The organism is Actinomadura barringtoniae (assembly GCF_017573505.1).
GTDB lineage: Bacteria > Actinomycetota > Actinomycetes > Streptosporangiales > Streptosporangiaceae > Spirillospora > Spirillospora barringtoniae.
Map to the genome: position 1 here is coordinate 331,463 of NZ_JAGEOJ010000008.1, position 16,202 is coordinate 347,664.

Consider the following 16,202-nt stretch of genomic DNA (forward strand, 5'->3'; position numbering starts at 1 on the left):
ACGTACGCAGACCCGGCCTCGCCCGGGGTCATGCGTGCCATGCCTTTAAGGGGCGCCGTGCCCTTAAGGAGCGCTGTGTCTTTAAGGAGCGCCGTGTCTTTAAGGGGCGCCGTGCTGCCGGGTGCTTGCTACTGGGCGATGTCCAGCCGGAGGGCGGTGGCGCCGCGCAGGTAGACGTGCTGGATATCGGCGCGCGGGCGGTCGACCGCCACGTGCGCCATCAGCCGGATCACGCGGGGCAGCGCGTGCGGCACCGCGATCTCGCTCGCGCACAGCAGCGGCACCTCGTGGAAGCCGAGCTTGCGGGCCGCCAGCGCCGGGAACTCCGACGTCAGGTCGGGGGTGGCGGTGAACAGCACGCTGATCACGTCGTCGGTGGTCAGCTCGTTGCGTGCCATGACCTCGGTGACCAGCTCGGTGGTGGCCTCCAGGATCTGGTCCCGGTCATCGGCGTCGACCTGCGTCGCCCCACGGATCGCGTGTACCGCCACGTGGCTTCCTTCCTAGAGTCCAACGGCCTTGTAGAGCTCGCCGACCTCTTTGACGGTGAGCGCACGCATGTTCCCGGGCTTCAGCAGCCCGAGCTTGATCGGCCCGAACTCTACGCGGGCCAGCTGCTGAACGGGGAACCCGACCTCCTTGAGCAGCCGCCGCACGATGTGCTTGCGGCCCTCGTGCAGGGTGATCTCCACCAGGATCCGGCGGCCGGACTGGTCGAAGATCCGGAACTTGTCGGCCTTGGCCGGGCCGTCCTCCAGCGTCACGCCCGCCTTCAGGCGGCGGCCGAGGTCGCGCGGGATCGGCCCGTGGATCTCGGCCAGGTACTTCTTCTCCACGCCGAAGCTCGGGTGCGTCAGCCGGTGCGCGAGCTCGCCGTCGTTGGTGAGCAGGATCAGGCCCTCGGTGTCGGTGTCCAGCCGGCCCACGTGGAACAGCCGTTCGGGCACCTCGACGTAGTCGGCGAGGGACTTGCGGCCCCGCTCGTCGCTCATCGTGCTGACCACGCCGCGCGGCTTGTTGATCATGTAATAGCGCATCTCGGCGCGGGTCTCGACCCGGGCGCCGTCGACGTGGATGACGGCCGTCTGCGGGTCGACCTTCTCGCCGAACCGGAACACCTTCTTGCCGTCGACCGTGACCCGGCCCTCGCCGATCAGCTCCTCGCAGTGGCGGCGGCTGCCGATCCCGGCGTCGGCCAGCACCTTCTGCAGGCGGACCAGGCCGTCGTCGGCGTTGGGGCCCTTGTTCTCGCTCAATGTCCCTCGATGATCTCGTCAGGTAGGTCGTCCGGCAGGTAGGGGGCCAGGTCCGGCAGCTCCTCGAGGCTGCGCAGCCCCAGCCGTTCCAGGAAATAGCCGGTGGTGCGGTAGAGGTGCGCCTGGGTCTCGGGGTCCTGCCCGGCCTCCTCGATCAGGCCCCGCAGCGTCAGGGTGCGGATCACCCCGTCGCTGTTGACCCCACGGATCGCCGACACCCGGGCCCTGCTCACCGGCTGGCGGTAGGCCACCACCGCGAGCGTCTCCAGGGCGGCCTGGGTCAGCCTGGCCTGCTGCCCGTCGGTGACGAAGCGCTCCACCACCGGCGCGCAGACGTCCCTAGTGTAGAAGCGCCAGCCGCCTGCGATCTCCCTCAGGTCGAACCCGCGGCCCTGCTCGGTGTATTCCGCGGCCAGCTCGCGCAGCACGGTCACGACCTCGTCGCGGGGCCGTTCCAGGATCTGGGCGAGGGTGATCTCGGCCACCGGCTCGTCCACGACCAGCAGGATGGCCTCGACGGAGGCGCGCAGCCCCGGCAGGTCCGCCTCGACAGCGGGCGTCTCAGTCATCGTCCTCGTTCTTCCCATCCTCGCTGCTGCCTGTGTCGCCTGTGCCGGCTGTGCCAGCCATGCCGCCTATGCCGCCCGCGCCGCCCGCGCCGCCCGTACCGCCCGCGCCGCCCGCATCGTTCGTACCGCCCGTGCTGTCCGTGCTGTCCGTGCTGTCCGTGCCACCCATGCTGTCCGTGCTGTCCGTGCTGTCCGTGCCACCCATGCTGTCCGTGCCGCCCGCGTCGTTCGTGCCGCCCATGCCGCCCGCGCCGTCCCCGCCGCCCGCGCTGTCCGCATCGCCCGCGCCGCCCGCATCGCCCGCGCCGCCCGCGCTGTCCCCGCCGCCCGCGCTGTCCGCGCCGCCCGCGCTGGCCGCACCGCCCGCGCCGCCCGCGCTGGCCGCACCGCCCGCACCGCCCGCGCTGTCCGCGCTGTCCGCGTCGTCCCCGCCGCCCGCGCTGTCCGCGTCGTCCCCGCCGCCCGCGCTGTCCGCGTCGTCCCCGCCGCCCGCGCTGTCCGCGTCGTCCCCGCCGCCCGCGCTGTCCGCGTCGTCCCCGCCGCCCGCGCTGTCCGCGCCGCCCGCGCTGGCCGCACCGCCCGCACCGCCCGCACTGTCCGCGCTGTCCGCGTCGTTCGTGCCGCCCGCGCCGCCTACGCCGCCCCCGCTGTCCGCGCCGTCCGCGCCGCCCACGCCGCCCACGCCGCCCACGCCGCCCGCGTCGTTCGTGCCGCCCGCGCCGCCCATGCCGCCCGCGCCGTCCCCGCCGCCCATGCCGCCCGCGCCGCCCATGCCGTCCGCGCCGCCCGCACCGCCCGCACCGCCCGTGCTGGCCGCGCCGTCCCCGCCGCCCGTGCTGGCCGCGCTGCCCGCGTCGTCCGTGCTGTCCTGGGCGTCCTCGGGACGCTCCTCGGAGTGCTCTCCGGCCTGGTCCTTGGGCGCTTCCTTGGGGGCGCCCTCGTACTCGTCGACCTCGATGTCGCCGTCGTCGGGACCGGTCCAGGTGATGTGCAGCTCGCCTAGCGGCTCCTCCTGCTCGAACGTCACCGACAGCTCCCGGTAGAGCTCCAGCAGGGCCAGGAAGCGCGCGACGATCTCGTACGTGCCGTCCACGTCGTCGATGAGGACGGTGAAGGTGGTCTCGCGCAGCGCGCGGAGCCGTTCGACCACGATCGCGGCCTGCTCCTTGATGCTGGCCCTGGGCTGGTAGATGTGCCCGACCGCGACCGTCGGCGGCTCCTTGGGCGTGAAGACCTTCCCGGCGAGCTTGGCGAACTGGTCGGGGCCGAGCCCGAGCAGCACCTCGGGCAGCAGGTTGGCGAACCGGGGCTCCATCGGGACGATCCGCGGGAACCGCTTGTTCTCCTCGGCGATCTTGCCCGCGATGGTCTGGGCGACCTCCTTGTAGGCCCGGTACTGCAGCAGCCGGGCGAACAGCAGGTCCCGCGCCTCCAGCAGGGCCAGGTCGTCCTCGTCGTCGACCTCGCCGGAGGGCAGCAGCCGGGCCGCCTTCAGGTCCAGCAGGGTCGCGGCGACCAGCAGGAAGTGGCTGGCCTGGTCGAGGTCCCATTCCTTGCCGTACGAGCGGATGTGGGCGATGAAGTCGTCGGTGACCTTGTGCAGCGACACCTCGGTGATGTCCAGCTTGTGCTTGGAGATCAGCCCGAGGAGGAGGTCGAACGGCCCCTCGAAGTTGTCCAGCCGGACCTGGAAGCCGTGCCCCTGCTCCTCGTCCTGCCCGGAGGCCCGGCCCGCTGCCTGGCCGGTCTCCTGGTCAGGGGGCTGCTCGGCGCCTGCCTCCGGCGTCGTCTCGTCCACGCCGTTCACGCTAGCGGAGGCCACCCCGGCTTCCCCCTGTTCGGGCCCTGTGATCACGTGTTCCAAAGACAGTGTTTCCCGAGGTGGGACGACCCCCCACGCCGCCCGGCCGACTTCGCCGGGGTCATGGGGTGGTGCTCAGACGGCGGACGAGGGTGCTCTGGGGGCCGTTGGCCTCGAAGTCGGCCAGTACGGCCGCGACCGCCTCGCGGACGAGCCGGCCCCGGTCGACGGCCAGGTCGTGCTCGGCGCGCAGCGTCAGGCGGGCCTTCTCCAGGTCGAGGAGCTCGTCCGCGGAGATGTACACGGTGATCTTGGAGTCGTGACGCTGCCGGCCGGTGGGGGGCCGGACCGCGACGGGCCGGGGCTCGGGTGGGATCCGCCGGGCAGGAGGTTCCGGAACGGTGGGACGGAAGATCTCATCCGCACCGGGCAGCCTTACCCGCCGTGACGCCACCTTTCGAGCACCTCCCGAGCCAGACCACGATATGCGTTCGCCCCCATCGAGTTGGGGTCGAAGTACGTGATCGGCTCCCCCGCGACGGTCGCGTCTGGAAACCGTACCGTGCGGTTGATGACCGTGTGGAAGACCTTGTCACCAAAGGCCTCGACGATTCTGCCGAGCACCTCCCGGGTGTGCAGGGTCCGGGAGTCGTACATGGTGCCGAGGACGCCGTCGATCTCCAGTTCCGGGTTGATTCGTCCCTGGACCTTCTCGATCGTCTCCATCAGCAGCGCGACTCCGCGCATCGCGAAGTACTCGCACTCCAGCGGGACCAGCACGCCCGCGCTGGCCGCCAGCGCGTTGATCGTGAGCAGGCCCAGCGAGGGCTGGCAGTCGATGAGGATGTAGTCGTAGTGCGGGATCGCCGACTTCAGGCAGCCGGCCAGGATGTACTCGCGGCCGACCTCGTGCACCAGCTGGACTTCGGCCCCGGACAGGTCGATGTTGCTGGGCAGCAGGTCCATGCCGTCGACGCCGGTCTCGATGACGACGTCCTCCCACTCGGTACCGCGCTCGAGGAGGAGGTTGTGGATCGTGACGTCCAGCTGCCGCGGGTCGCCCTTGCCGAGGCCCACCGACAGCGCGCCCTGCGGGTCGAAGTCGACCAGCAGCACCTTGCGGCCGTACTCGGCGAGCGCGGCGCCCAGGTTGATGGTCGTGGTGGTCTTGCCGACGCCGCCCTTCTGGTTGCACACCGACACGATGCGCGCGGGGCCGTGCTCGGCCAGCGGCGCGGGGTCGGGGAACGCTGGAATCGGCCGCTGGGTCGGCCCGAGGGCACGACGCGGATCGGTCTCTATGGTGGCGGAGGAGAGTGCTCCCCCGGCAGCCTTTGTGCTGGTCACCAGATCCCTCCCGGGCGGCCCGAAAATGCCATCCAGAACGGGGACTCTAGAGCTTGACACCCTGCGCCTCAAGCCGACGCGCGCCTATAGGCGCGATTTGTCTTCGGACAGGTCCCCGTGCCGTCAGCTCCGCGCGCGAGGATGCGAGGTGGCATAGACCTCGCGCAGCAGCTGGACCGTCACCAGAGTGTAGACCTGCGTGGTCGTCACCGAGGCGTGTCCGAGCAATTCCTGGACGACGCGCACGTCGGCGCCGCCGTCGAGCAGGTGGGTGGCGAACGAGTGCCGCAGCGTGTGCGGCGAGACGTTCGACAGCCTGGCGCGTTCGGCGGCGGCGCGCAGCACCATCCACGCGCCCTGCCGTGACAGCCGCCCGCCGCGCGCGTTCAGGAACAGCGCCGGGCCGCCGCGGCCCGCCTTGGCGAGCTCGGGCCTGGCCCGCACCAGGTAGGCGTCGACCGCGCGGCGCGCGTAGTCGCCGATCGGGACCACGCGGGTCTTGCCGCCCTTCCCGGAGACGCGGGCGAACCCCTCGTCGGAGTCCAGGTCGTCGACGTCGAGCCCGACCGCCTCGGAGATGCGCGCGCCCGATCCGTACAGCAACTCCAGCAGCGCGCGGTCGCGCAGCCCGCGCGGCGACTCGGCCTCGGGGCCGCCGGCGGTGTCCAGCAGCCGCTCGACCTCCTCGATCGTGATGGCCTTCGGCAGCCTGCGCGGCGGCGTAGGCGGCTTCACGTCGCGGGCGGGGTCGCCGGGCGCCAGTCCCTCGCGCAGCGCGAACCGGTGCAGCCCCCGTACGGCCACCACGGCGCGCGCCGCCGAGCCCGCCGACAGCGGCGGATGGTCCTCGTCGCCCTCGCGCAGGCCCATCAGGAACGCCCGCACGTCGTCCTCGGTGATCTGGTCGATGGCGTCCCGGCCCCGGCCCGACAGCACGGCCGTGTAGCGGCTGAGGTCGCGCCGGTAGGAGCTGAGGGTGTTGGCGGCCAGGCCGCGTTCGACCGCCAGATGCCCCAGATAGGTGCTCACCGCGGACTCCAGCGCGGAACCACCGGTCGCCGTCTGGGGCACGGCCGTGCTCGGGGACAGTTCTGGCACCTCTTCCGGGCGGGCGCGGTGTGAACGGACCCGCCCATCATGCCCGTTCCCGCCGCGAGACGGGACAAGGACGCCCCGGCGAGCGTTCGGCCGGGGCGTCCTTGTCGCGTAGTACTCCCGTCGCGTAAGTACTCCCGTCGCGTAAGTACTCCCGTCGCGTAAGTACTCCTGTCGCGTGAGTACTCCTGTGACCTAGGCCTCGGGGGCGTCCGCGGGGCGCAGGCTCGCGAAGCCGTCGGCGCGGGCGGCGTTGATGGCCAGGATGCCGACGGTGGCGATGGTGTTGTGGATCTCGCCGGCCAGCACCTTGCGGACCGCCTCCTCCAGCGGCACCCAGACGGCCGGCATGTCGGCCTCCTCGTGCACGCGGGCGAAATCGATCTGGTCGTCCGGGATCTTGGTCACGTCGCGGGCCAGGAAGACCCGGACGCGCTCGTTCGACATGCCCGACGACGGGAAGATGTCGACCAGGGTGTCCCAGCGGCCGGCCTTGTAGCCGGCCTCTTCGAGCAGCTCGCGCTCGGCGAGGCTCTGCAGGGACTCCCCCTTGACGTCGCGGAGCCCGGCGGGCGCCTCCCAGAGCAGCTGGCCGACGGGGTGGCGGTACTGCCGGATCAGCAGCACGCGGCCCTCGTCGTCCAGCGCCAGGGTGCCGACGGCGCCGAGATGCTCGATGACGTCGCGCGTCACGACCTCGCTGCCGCCCTCGCCGTCGGGCATCCGCACGTCGTCGCTGCGCACGTTGAACACGTGGCCCTCGAACTTCTGCTTGCTGCCGAGGGTCTCCCAGCGCTGGGGAACGTCCACGACGTGCTCGGGGCCGAGTTCTTCGATCCCGCTCTGCTCGCCGGTCCCGCTCTGCTCGCCGGTCCCGCTCTGCTCGCCGGTCCCGTTCAGCTCGCCGGTCTCGTTCTGCTCGCCGTCGCTCATGACGCGGAGGTGGCGTCGGCGCCGCCGCGGGCCTCGGCGTAGTCCAGCGCGGCCGACACCAGGCCGGTGAACAGCGGGTGCGGGCGGGTCGGGCGGGAGCGGAACTCCGGGTGCGCCTGGGTGCCCACGAAGAACGGGTGGCTCTCGCGCGGCAGCTCCACGTACTCGACCAGGCGGCCGTCGGGCGACAGGCCGCTGAAGCGCAGCCCGGCCAGCTCCAGCTGGTCGCGGTAGGCGTTGTTGACCTCGTAGCGGTGCCGGTGGCGCTCGGAGGCCTTGGCCTCCCCGTACAGCTCCCGGACGATCGAGCCCTCGGCCAGGTCGGCCGGGTAGAGCCCGAGGCGCATGGTACCGCCCATGTCGCGTTCGCCGGCGACCACGTCGACCTGGTCGGCCATGGTGGCGATGACGGCGTGCGCGGTGGCCGGGTCGAACTCGGCGCTGCCCGCGTCGTCCAGGCCGGCGAGCGAACGGGCCGCCTCGATCACCATGCACTGCAGGCCGAGGCAGATGCCCAGCAGCGGGATCTGGTGCTCGCGGGCGTGCTTGATCGCGCCGAGCTTGCCCTCGATGCCGCGCACGCCGAAGCCGCCGGGGATGAGCAGGCCGTCCACGCCGTCCAGCTCGCGCCGGGCGCCCTCGGGCGTCTCGCAGTCGTCGCTCTTGACCCAGCGGATGTGCACCTTGGCGTCGTTGCCGAAGCCGCCGTGCCGCAGCGCCTCGGTGACCGACAGGTAGGCGTCGGGCAGGTCGATGTACTTGCCGACCAGCGCGATCGTGACCTCGCGGGCGGGCTTGTGCACGCGGCGCAGCAGCTCGTCCCAGGCGCCCCAGTCGACGTCGCGGAACGGCAGGCCGAGGCGGCGCACCACGTAAGCGTCCAGGCCCTCGGAGTGCAGCACCTTGGGGATGTCGTAGATCGAGGCGGCGTCGACGGCCGAGACCACGGCCTCGCGATCGACGTCGCACATCAGGCTGATCTTGTGCTTCAGCCCGTCGGTGATCGGCCGGTCGGACCGGCAGACGATCGCGTCGGGCTGGATGCCGATGGAACGAAGCGCCGCGACCGAGTGCTGGGTCGGCTTGGTCTTCAGCTCGCCGGACGGGCCGATGTAGGGCAGCAGCGACACGTGCAGGAAGAAGCAGTTGTCCCGGCCGATCTCGTGCCGGATCTGGCGGACCGACTCCAGGAACGGCAGCGACTCGATGTCGCCGACCGTGCCGCCCACCTCGGTGATGACCAGGTCGACGTCGCCCTCGGCCATGCCGCGGATGCGGTCCTTGATCTCGTTGGTGATGTGCGGGATCACCTGGACGGTGTCGCCGAGGTACTCCCCGCGCCGCTCCTTGGCGATCACGTTGGAGTAGACCTGGCCGGTCGTGACGTTGGCCGAGCCGTGCAGCTCGGTGTCCAGGAACCGCTCGTAGTGGCCGATGTCCAGGTCGGTCTCGGCGCCGTCGTCGGTGACGAACACCTCGCCGTGCTGGAAGGGGTTCATCGTGCCGGGGTCGACGTTGAGGTACGGGTCGAGCTTCTGCATCGTGACCTTGAGGCCGCGCAGAGCCAGTAGCCGTCCGAGGCTCGACGCCGTCAGTCCCTTGCCGAGGCTAGAGGCGACACCGCCGGTGACGAAGAGATGCTTGGTAGGCCGTGTTCTACCTGTGGCTGCCGAAGGCAAGAAAGACGCTCCCGTGGTCGCGATAGAGGCGGACGACGCCGCACTGTCCACGGGCCACCAGGATAACAGCCGGACGGACCCGGGGCGCCCGGGACCTGATCGGTACCGTGTGTCGCGCTCCAGGTCAGCGGCGGCAGGGCCGGTGCGGCGGGCCCTGTGGGCGCCCGGCGCGGCCCTGTCGAGGCTCCGCGGACGCCCGGCGGGGGTCGGTCCCGCCGGGCGGCGAAGGTGTGTGCGGGGTCGGCGGTCCCGGGGTGGGCCGGTTCCGGGGTCGGCCGGTTCCGGGGGCCGGTTCAGGAGTCGGCCGGTTCCGGGGTGGGCGGTTCCGGTTCCGGGGGGTACGGGTCGGGATCCGGGGACGGGTGTCGGGATCCGGGGGTTGGGGGTCGGGGGTCGGGATCAGAGCCGGGGGGCGGCGGTGGGCATGATCGTGCGCAGCTGCCGGGTGAGCTCGTCGATGAGCGAACGCGCCTGGTCGGCGGCGTTGCGGGCCTGGTCGCGCTCCTGGGACAGCTCGGCGATCTGCGCGCGCTGCTCGGTGACGGCCTGGGCCAGCTGGTCGACCCACTGCTCGCGTTCGGCGAGCTTCTCGGCGATCTGCTCGCGTTCGGCGGTCACCGCGCGCACTCCGGCCGCGGCCTTCTCCAGCTCGCGGGCGGCCTGGTCGGCGCGGCCGCGGGCCAGCGTGCTCTCGGACTCGACCCTGGCCTGCGCCTGGACGGCGGCCTCGCGGCCCCGTTCGGCGACGTCGCGGGCCTGCTCGGCCTTCTTGGCCGCCTCCAGGGACTGGGCGGCGGTGTCGAGGGCCTGCTGGCGTTCGGTCTCGGCGTCGGCGGCGCGGCGGCGCGCGTCCTCGGCGTCCTTGGCGGCCGCGGCGGTGGCGTGCTGCAGGTTCTGCGCGGTCATCTCGGCGTCGCCCAGCTTGGCGCGCAGGCCCGACAGCTCGGCGTGCGCGGCCTCCAGGGCGCGGGAGATCTCCCCGGCCTGCTCGCTCACCCGGTCGCGCTCGGCCTCGGCGCTGCGGCGGGCGCTCACGGCGTCCTCGACGGCGCGGTTGGCGTCGTCGCGGGCCTCGCTCATCGCGTCCCGCTGGGTGATGGCCTGCCGTACGGTCGCCTCGGCCTCGGCCACGCGGCGCTCGTGCTGCTCGACCTGGGCCTGGGCGGCCTCGGTCTGGGCGCGGTGGTGGTCCACCTGGACGCGGGCCTGCTCGGCGAGGGCCTTGGCCTGCTCGGCCTGGCCCCGGGCCTGGTCGGCCTGGGCGCGGCCCTGCTGGGCCTGGTTCCAGGCCGCGGCGGCGTCGCGCTGGGTGTTCTCCTTCTCGGCCTGCAGGGCGGCGATCTGGTTCTGCGCCTCCTGCTGGGCCTCGGCGAGGAGACGTTCGGCCTCCACGGCACGGCGGTCGGCCTGCTCGGCCTGCCCGCGGGCGCGCTGCACCTCGCCCCAGGCGGCCGCGGCGTCGCGCTGCGAGGACTCCTTCTCGGCCTGCAGCGAGGCGACCTGGTTCTGCGCCTCCTGCTGCGCCTCGGCCATGCGGCGTTCGGCCTCGACCGCGCGGCGGTCGGCCTGCTCGGCCTGGCCGCGGGCGCGCTGCACCTCGCCCCAGGCGGCGGCGGCGTCGCGTGCGGACGCCTCCTTGTCGGCCTGGAGGGAGGCGACCTGGGAGGCCGCGTCGGTCTGGGCCTCGGAGACCTTGCGCTCTCCAGCGGCCAGCGCGTCGCCGATGAGGTCGGCCATCTGGCGCAACCGCTCGACGATGTCCCAGGGCTGCGCCTCCTGCCGCTCCGGCTCGCTGCGCGCGGCCTCGGCGGCTGACTGCTGCTGCTTCTGCTGTTGCTGGGACTGCTGCTGTTGCTGGGCCACCTTCTGCAGGGCCTGGATGGGCACGTCGGGCTGCGGCCCCGGATCACGTCCCGGGATCGGCCAGGGCGAGCCGGCGTCCGGGACGGGACGCGAACCACCCGATCCGTTGAGATCGCTCACGGAAAGCACTCTAGTGGGGACCCGGACAGCGTTTGCCCAGTTTGGGGTTTAGTTTCTTGATCCTCACGGTCTATTCGCGCTTGAGACCGCGTGGTAAGGGTCCGCCGGAAGGGGCCCACGAGGTGGAAGAATCACAGCTCATGGAGCTTCGGACCCTGTATCCGCCGATCGAGCCCTACGAATCCGGGCTGCTCGACGTCGGCGACGGCAATCAGATCTATTGGGAGGCCTGCGGAAACCCCGACGGCAAGCCCGTGGTCATGCTGCACGGCGGGCCGGGCGCGGGGTGCGGCCCCGAGCACCGGCAGCAGTGGGACCCGCAGGCCTACCGGATCGTTCTGTTCGATCAGCGCAACTGTGGCCGGAGCAGGCCGCACGCCAGCGATCCGGCGGTCTCCCTGGAGAACAACACCACCTGGACGCTCGTCGCCGACATGGAACTGCTGCGCGAGCACCTGGGCATCGACCGCTGGCAGGTGTTCGGCGGCTCCTGGGGCAGCGCGCTGTCGCTGGCGTACGCGCAGACGCATCCGGACCGGGTGACCGAGCTCGTGCTGCGCGGGATCTTCACGCTGCGGCCCTTCGAGCTCTACTGGTTCTACCAGGAGGGCGCGTCGCTCCTTTATCCCGACCTGTGGGAGAAGTACCTCGAGCCGATCCCCGAGGACGACCGCGACGACCTGATCAGCGCCTACGCCGAGCGGTTGGCCTCCGCCGACGCCGACGTACGGGTGACGGCGGCCAAGGCCTGGACGCAGTGGGAGGCCGGGACGATCCGCCTGCGCCCCGACGAGAAGGCGATCGAGGAGGCGGGCGAGGCCGACAGCGCCGTGGCGTTCGCCCGGATCGAGAACCACTACTTCGTGAACGAGGGCTTCTTCGAGGACGAGCAGCTCATCGCGAACGTGGACAAGATCCGGCACATCCCGGCGGTGATCGTTCAGGGCCGGTACGACGTGTGCACCCCGCCCGCGACCGCGTGGGACCTGCACCGGGCCTGGCCCGAGGCCGAGTTCCACATGGTCGACGACGCGGGCCACGCGTTCACCGAGCCCGGCATCACCCACCACCTCATCGAGGCGACCGACCGCTTCGCCAAGGGCTGAGCCGAGCCCCGCCCAGAGACGGGCGCTCAGCGCCGAGACACGCGCTGAGCCAGGCGCTGAGCCAGGCGCTGAGCCAGGCGCCGAGACACGCGCTGAGCCAGGCGCTGAGACACGCGGGCCGCTCCACACTCACCGGGGGCGGCCCGCGCGGTCCCACGTGCCCAGGTCAGCTCACGGCCGGGGCGTCGACGGCCCAGTACCAGTTGTTGTCGGCGTTCGACAGGCGCCACTTCACCGTCATCTTCTGCGCGCCGGACGGCACCGAGACCGTCAGCTTCTCCAGCTTGGCCCTGGCGTCGGCGGTGCAGGCGAGGACCTGCTGGTCGGCGCCGCCGTCAAAGGAGACCAGCACCTGGGCCTTCTGGGCGCCCTCCTGCAGGTAGTGGGAGCCGAAGGACAGGTTCACGCTGCTCTTGCCGGCCACGGTGTAGGCGGGCGAGACGAGCGTGCTGTTGAACGTTCCGCTGAAGCTCCTGTCGGCCCATTCGTCGGAGTCGGCGACCGCGAAGACGCCGCGCTCGCGCACGTTGTTCTCCCTGTTCTGGCCGCGCTGGGCGTAGGTCCAGAAGTCGTCGTCGGTGAAGTTCCAGCCGTGCCACTCGGTGACCCCGCCGGTGCCCATCCCGGTGTTGTCGATCTTCCAGCCGGACGGCGCGGCGCCGGTCCAGCCGAGGACCGAGGCGGGGATGCCGGTCTCGTCCACGCGCGGCTTGAGGCTTCCCGCGAGCGCGTCGAACGGGTCGTTCACCGCGGTCGTGACCGGCTTGCCGTCCATGGCGGCGGGACGGGCGACGCCCAGGTAGTCCATGGCGGTCGCGGCGACGTCCACGTTGCGGGGCTTGACGGCGGGCACGCTGTGCGCCACGCCCGGCCCGGCCGCGACCACGAACGACTGGCGCTCCTGCCAGGAGTCGCCGCCGTGGCCGCCCGCGTCGGTGTGCCCGTGGTCGGTGGTGACGACGAACAGCCACTCCTCCTGGGCGTAGGTCGGGCGGCTCTTGATCGCCGAGATGACCTGGCCGACCTGCGTGTCCATGGTCTCGATGGCCTGCGCGTACTGGGTGCTGGCGCCACCGTGCTCGTGCCCGGCCTCGTCCACGTTGCCCAGGTAGACGAACGAGGCGTCGGGGCCGTTGGCCTTGATGTAGGAGGACGCGTCGGTCGTGATCTTGGCGTCGTCGGCCGGGTAGCCGTCGGCGTCGCCATCCAGAACGTATTTACGGTCAACCGAATTGGTCATGATGCGATCACTGATCGGCTTCCAGTCCAGCGCCGCGTAGGTCTTGTAGGCGGTGTTGGAGCGCTCGATCCGAGTCAGGAAGTCCGGATAGCTCGCCAGGTCGTTGCCGCTGAAGGAGTTGTCGACGACCTTGTGCTTGTCGGGCCAGACGCCCGTCAGGTTCGTCGACCAGCCCGGGCCGCTGGAGGTCTGGGCCAGCGGCGGCGCGTACAGCCAGCTCTGGCTCGCGTAGCCGCTGCCGATGAGTGCCTTGATGTTGGGCGCACTGGCCGCCTGCAGCTTGTCCCAGCGAGTGCCGTCGGTGCCGAAGACGACCACGTGCCGCTTGCTCCCGGGCGCAGCGGCAGCGCGTACGGCAGGCGCGGCGGCAGCGCGTACGGCAGCACCAGGAGCAGCGGGAACACTGGGAGCCGCCTGGGCGGCGTGGATCGGGAGCAGGCCCGCGGTCGCCAGGACGGCGGCCACGGCGAGCGGCACGCGTACCGGCGCCATGCGAACGAGACGGACAGACACGCGCACGGGACGGACAGCAGACGAGCGTGCGGGACGGACAGCAGACCAGCGTGCGGGACGGACAGGCGACACGCGTGCGGGACGGACAGCAGACCTGCACGTGGGACGGAGCAGAGACGTGCGTGCGGGAGACGTGCGTGCGGGAGACGTGCGTGCGGGAGACGTGCGTCGAGGGGACATGCCTCGCCCTTCCGGGTCGGGGGGTGCTTCCGTCCCGATCCGAGCAGCGGGCGGGGGCGGCGCCCAGAGGGTTCCGGCGATGGCGGCCATAGCGGTGGGCTATGGGCGGGCGGCGGCCAAGGTCACCGGCGCCGGGCGCCTGAGCGGCGGGATTCCGGTTCACCCAGATTTCGCTTGCGACGCACGCCTTCTGCACATCGTTGTCATTAAGAACGAGTGATTCAGGTCACACAAATGTAATCGGCCATCGCCGCCCGACGAACCGGCTTTTACGCAGCGTGATCAGTTTGGGTCCCGGCCAGGTCACCGCGGGCGACCCCCGGATCACCCCTGCTGAGAGGGGCTATTTGATGCGTTCTGAGCGGTTTGCAGAAGCGAATCACAACCCTGGACCCGAGTAATCGGCTACCCCTACCCGGGGCATGAGCAGGCAAACATCACCCAGGTAACAATCAAGGACGGCCTTCCAGGAACCACGGGTAAGTTGCCTGGACATGGCAATAAAACCCTTGCAATCACGACCACCGCGACGAGAGGGAACCCCGGACATGCGCCTCCTGGAGCCGAGTCTCGAGGATGGCCGGGAGTTGTGGCGGATGGCAAGGGATTCTCAGGTTCTGGATGTCAACTCGCCCTACAGCTACGCCCTCTGGTGCCGCGACTTCGCCGACACGTCGGTGGTCGCCCGTGCAGGCGACGAGACATGCGGATTCATCACCGGTTACGTGCGCCCCCAGCAGCCGGACACCTTCTTCGTCTGGCAGGTCGCGGTCGACCAGGCTCACCGCGGCAAGGGACTGGCGCGACGCATGCTGGACCGGCTGGGCGACCGGATGGCCGAGCGCGGCTGCCGGTTCATGGAGGCCACGGTGACCCCCGACAACACCGCCTCGACGGCGATGTTCGAGTCGTTCGCGCGGGACCGCGACTGCGAGCTGGTGCGCCGGCCGCTGTTCGGCTCCGAGCACTTCCCGCCGGGCACCGGGCACGACCCGGAGGTCCTCTTCAAGATCGGCCCTCTGTAGCCATCCCTTCCATGCGGCAGGAGGCCCGTCAGGGCCCCCCGAAGCGAGGCGTGCGGCCGATGCCGCGCGGCCCGCCGGCGCCCGCTGCGCCAGACCGGACCGCTCCCCCGAACGCAGCTCGCCTGCCCGCAACGCGCACGGCCCGCAGCTCGCACGGCCCGACCACCCCACCACGCACCACCACACCGCCGGAGGATGCACATGGACGTATTCGCTCGTCTCGAGTCCGAAGTACGCGGCTACTGCCGAGGCTGGCCCGCGGTGTTCACCACTGCCAAGGGCAGCTACATCACCGATGAGAACGGCAAGACCTTCCTGGACTTCTTCGCCGGCGCGGGCACGCTCAATTACGGGCACAACAACCCGGACCTGAAACGCCGCCTGATGGAGTACCTCGAGGGCGACGCGATCGTGCACAGCCTCGACATGTACACGACCGCCAAACGCGACTTCCTCGAGCGTTTCAACGAGATCGTCCTGGCCCCCCGGGACCTCGACTACAAGGTGCAGTTCCCCGGCCCCGCGGGCAACCACTCGGTGGAGGCGGCGCTCAAGCTGGCCCGCAAGTACACCGGCCGCGAGACCATCGTGAGCTTCACCAACGCCTTCCACGGCATGACGCTCGGCGCGCTCGCGGTGACCGGCAACTCGATGAAGCGCACCGGCGCCGGCGTCCCGCTCGGTCACGGCGTGGCGATGCCGTACGACAACTACCTCGACGGCCGCACGCCCGACTTCCTGCTCTTCGAGACGATGCTCGACGACAGCGGCAGCGGCCTGGACAAGCCCGCCGCCGTGATCGTGGAGACCGTTCAGGGCGAGGGCGGCATCAACGTGGCCAGCGCCGACTGGCTGCGTCACCTGTCCGACCTGTGCAAGCGCCACGACATCCTGCTCATCGTCGACGACGTGCAGATGGGCTGCGGCCGGACCGGCCCGTTCTTCAGCTTCGAGGACGCCGGGATCAAGCCCGACATCGTCTGCCTGTCCAAGTCGCTCAGCGGCTACGGGCTGCCGTTCGCGGTGACGCTGATGCGCCCCGAGCTGGACGTCTGGGAGCCCGGCGAGCACAACGGAACGTTCCGCGGCTTCAACCCCGCGTTCGTCACCGCCACCGCCGCGCTGGAGGACTTCTGGACCGGCGAGGGCATGGAGAAGCAGACCCTGGCCAAGGGCGAGCAGATCGAGCGCGCGCTGAACGAGATCGCGCTCGAGCACGCCGGCGCCGTCGACACCGTCCGCGGCCGCGGGCTGGTCTGGGGCATGGTCATGCGCGACCCGGAGATGGCCTCCAAGGTCTGCGCCGAGGCGTTCCAGCGCGGCCTGCTGATGGAGACCTCCGGTCCCGAGAGCGAGGTCGTGAAGCTGCTGCCGCCGCTCACCGTGACCGAGGCCGAGCTGGACCAGGGCCTGGCGATCATCGCCGAGGCCATGCGCGCCGTCCGCACCCCGGTCACCGCCTGACGGTCACCGCC

The 16,202-nt window shown here is 71.3% G+C and carries 13 protein-coding genes and 1 pseudogene; 3 read left to right on the top strand and 11 right to left on the bottom strand.

Annotated elements, in window-relative coordinates:
- Nucleotides 1-128 precede the first annotated feature (128 nt).
- The 10 genes and pseudogenes from aroH to J4573_RS21450 all read right to left on the bottom strand — a co-directional run bounded on the left by aroH (nt 129) and on the right by J4573_RS21450 (nt 10,663).
- Nucleotides 129-491, bottom strand: coding sequence for a chorismate mutase (gene aroH / locus J4573_RS21405; protein WP_208257549.1), 363 nt, complete (start codon nt 489-491; stop codon nt 129-131).
- A 12-nt stretch (nt 492-503) separates the two neighbouring features.
- Nucleotides 504-1,256 carry a pseudouridine synthase gene (locus J4573_RS21410; RefSeq protein WP_208257550.1) on the bottom strand — a complete coding sequence of 251 codons (753 nt, stop codon included), beginning with the start codon at nt 1,254-1,256 and terminating at the stop codon, nt 504-506.
- Nucleotides 1,253-1,825: an SMC-Scp complex subunit ScpB gene (gene scpB, locus J4573_RS21415; protein WP_208257551.1), complete on the bottom strand. Its 573-nt coding sequence runs from the start codon at nt 1,823-1,825 to the stop codon at nt 1,253-1,255. The genes J4573_RS21410 and scpB overlap by 4 nt, the downstream gene beginning before the upstream one ends.
- Before the next feature lie 904 nt (nt 1,826-2,729).
- Nucleotides 2,730-3,506 (bottom strand): annotated as a pseudogene (locus tag J4573_RS54135) (segregation and condensation protein A); the annotation flags it as partial.
- Between the two features lie 241 nt (nt 3,507-3,747).
- Nucleotides 3,748-4,080 (bottom strand): hypothetical protein, encoded by a 333-nt coding sequence (locus tag J4573_RS21425; protein WP_208257553.1) that lies wholly within the window; start codon nt 4,078-4,080, stop codon nt 3,748-3,750.
- Nucleotides 4,062-4,928: a ParA family protein gene (locus tag J4573_RS21430; RefSeq protein ID WP_307796779.1), complete on the bottom strand. Its 867-nt coding sequence runs from the start codon at nt 4,926-4,928 to the stop codon at nt 4,062-4,064. The genes J4573_RS21425 and J4573_RS21430 overlap by 19 nt, the downstream gene beginning before the upstream one ends.
- A 168-nt stretch (nt 4,929-5,096) precedes the next feature.
- Nucleotides 5,097-6,044: a site-specific tyrosine recombinase XerD gene (gene xerD / locus J4573_RS21435; protein WP_208257674.1), complete on the bottom strand. Its 948-nt coding sequence runs from the start codon at nt 6,042-6,044 to the stop codon at nt 5,097-5,099.
- Between the two features lie 219 nt (nt 6,045-6,263).
- Nucleotides 6,264-7,001 (bottom strand): NUDIX domain-containing protein, encoded by a 738-nt coding sequence (locus J4573_RS21440; RefSeq protein WP_208257554.1) that lies wholly within the window; start codon nt 6,999-7,001, stop codon nt 6,264-6,266.
- Nucleotides 6,998-8,680, bottom strand: a complete 1,683-nt coding sequence (gene pyrG / locus J4573_RS21445; protein WP_208257555.1) for a CTP synthase — start codon at nt 8,678-8,680, stop codon at nt 6,998-7,000. The genes J4573_RS21440 and pyrG overlap by 4 nt, the downstream gene beginning before the upstream one ends.
- A 399-nt stretch (nt 8,681-9,079) precedes the next feature.
- Nucleotides 9,080-10,663, bottom strand: a complete 1,584-nt coding sequence (locus J4573_RS21450) for a coiled-coil domain-containing protein (protein ID WP_208257556.1) — start codon at nt 10,661-10,663, stop codon at nt 9,080-9,082.
- Between the two features lie 140 nt (nt 10,664-10,803).
- Between J4573_RS21450 and pip the strand changes: the two genes are divergently transcribed.
- On the top strand, nt 10,804-11,769 hold the full coding sequence (pip, locus tag J4573_RS21455; protein ID WP_208257557.1) for a prolyl aminopeptidase: 966 nt from the start codon (nt 10,804-10,806) through the stop codon (nt 11,767-11,769).
- A 166-nt stretch (nt 11,770-11,935) separates the two neighbouring features.
- Here pip and J4573_RS21460 read toward each other — a convergent pair whose 3' ends face one another.
- Nucleotides 11,936-13,501, bottom strand: coding sequence for an alkaline phosphatase family protein (locus J4573_RS21460; RefSeq protein ID WP_208257558.1), 1,566 nt, complete (start codon nt 13,499-13,501; stop codon nt 11,936-11,938).
- Between the two features lie 749 nt (nt 13,502-14,250).
- Between J4573_RS21460 and ectA the strand changes: the two genes are divergently transcribed.
- Both ectA and ectB read left to right on the top strand, forming a co-directional pair.
- Entirely contained in the window at nt 14,251-14,727 is a 477-nt protein-coding gene (gene ectA, locus J4573_RS21465) for a diaminobutyrate acetyltransferase (protein WP_208257559.1), read from the top strand.
- A gap of 201 nt (nt 14,728-14,928) precedes the next feature.
- Complete coding sequence (gene ectB / locus J4573_RS21470) at nt 14,929-16,191, top strand: diaminobutyrate--2-oxoglutarate transaminase (RefSeq protein ID WP_208257560.1); 1,263 nt, start codon at nt 14,929-14,931, stop codon at nt 16,189-16,191.
- Nucleotides 16,192-16,202 lie beyond the last annotated feature (11 nt).

Bases quoted from the DNA above. Each gene is read 5' to 3' on its own strand.
- J4573_RS21460 (WP_208257558.1), bottom strand. From the start codon at position 13,501: ATGGCGCCGGTACGCGTGCCGCTCGCCGTGGCCGCCGTCCTGGCGACC.
- J4573_RS21440 (WP_208257554.1), bottom strand. From the start codon at position 7,001: ATGAGCGACGGCGAGCAGAACGAGACCGGCGAGCTGAACGGGACCGGC.
- scpB (WP_208257551.1), bottom strand. From the start codon at position 1,825: ATGACTGAGACGCCCGCTGTCGAGGCGGACCTGCCGGGGCTGCGCGCC.
- ectA (WP_208257559.1), top strand. From the start codon at position 14,251: ATGCGCCTCCTGGAGCCGAGTCTCGAGGATGGCCGGGAGTTGTGGCGG.
- pip (WP_208257557.1), top strand. From the start codon at position 10,804: ATGGAGCTTCGGACCCTGTATCCGCCGATCGAGCCCTACGAATCCGGG.
- ectB (WP_208257560.1), top strand. From the start codon at position 14,929: ATGGACGTATTCGCTCGTCTCGAGTCCGAAGTACGCGGCTACTGCCGA.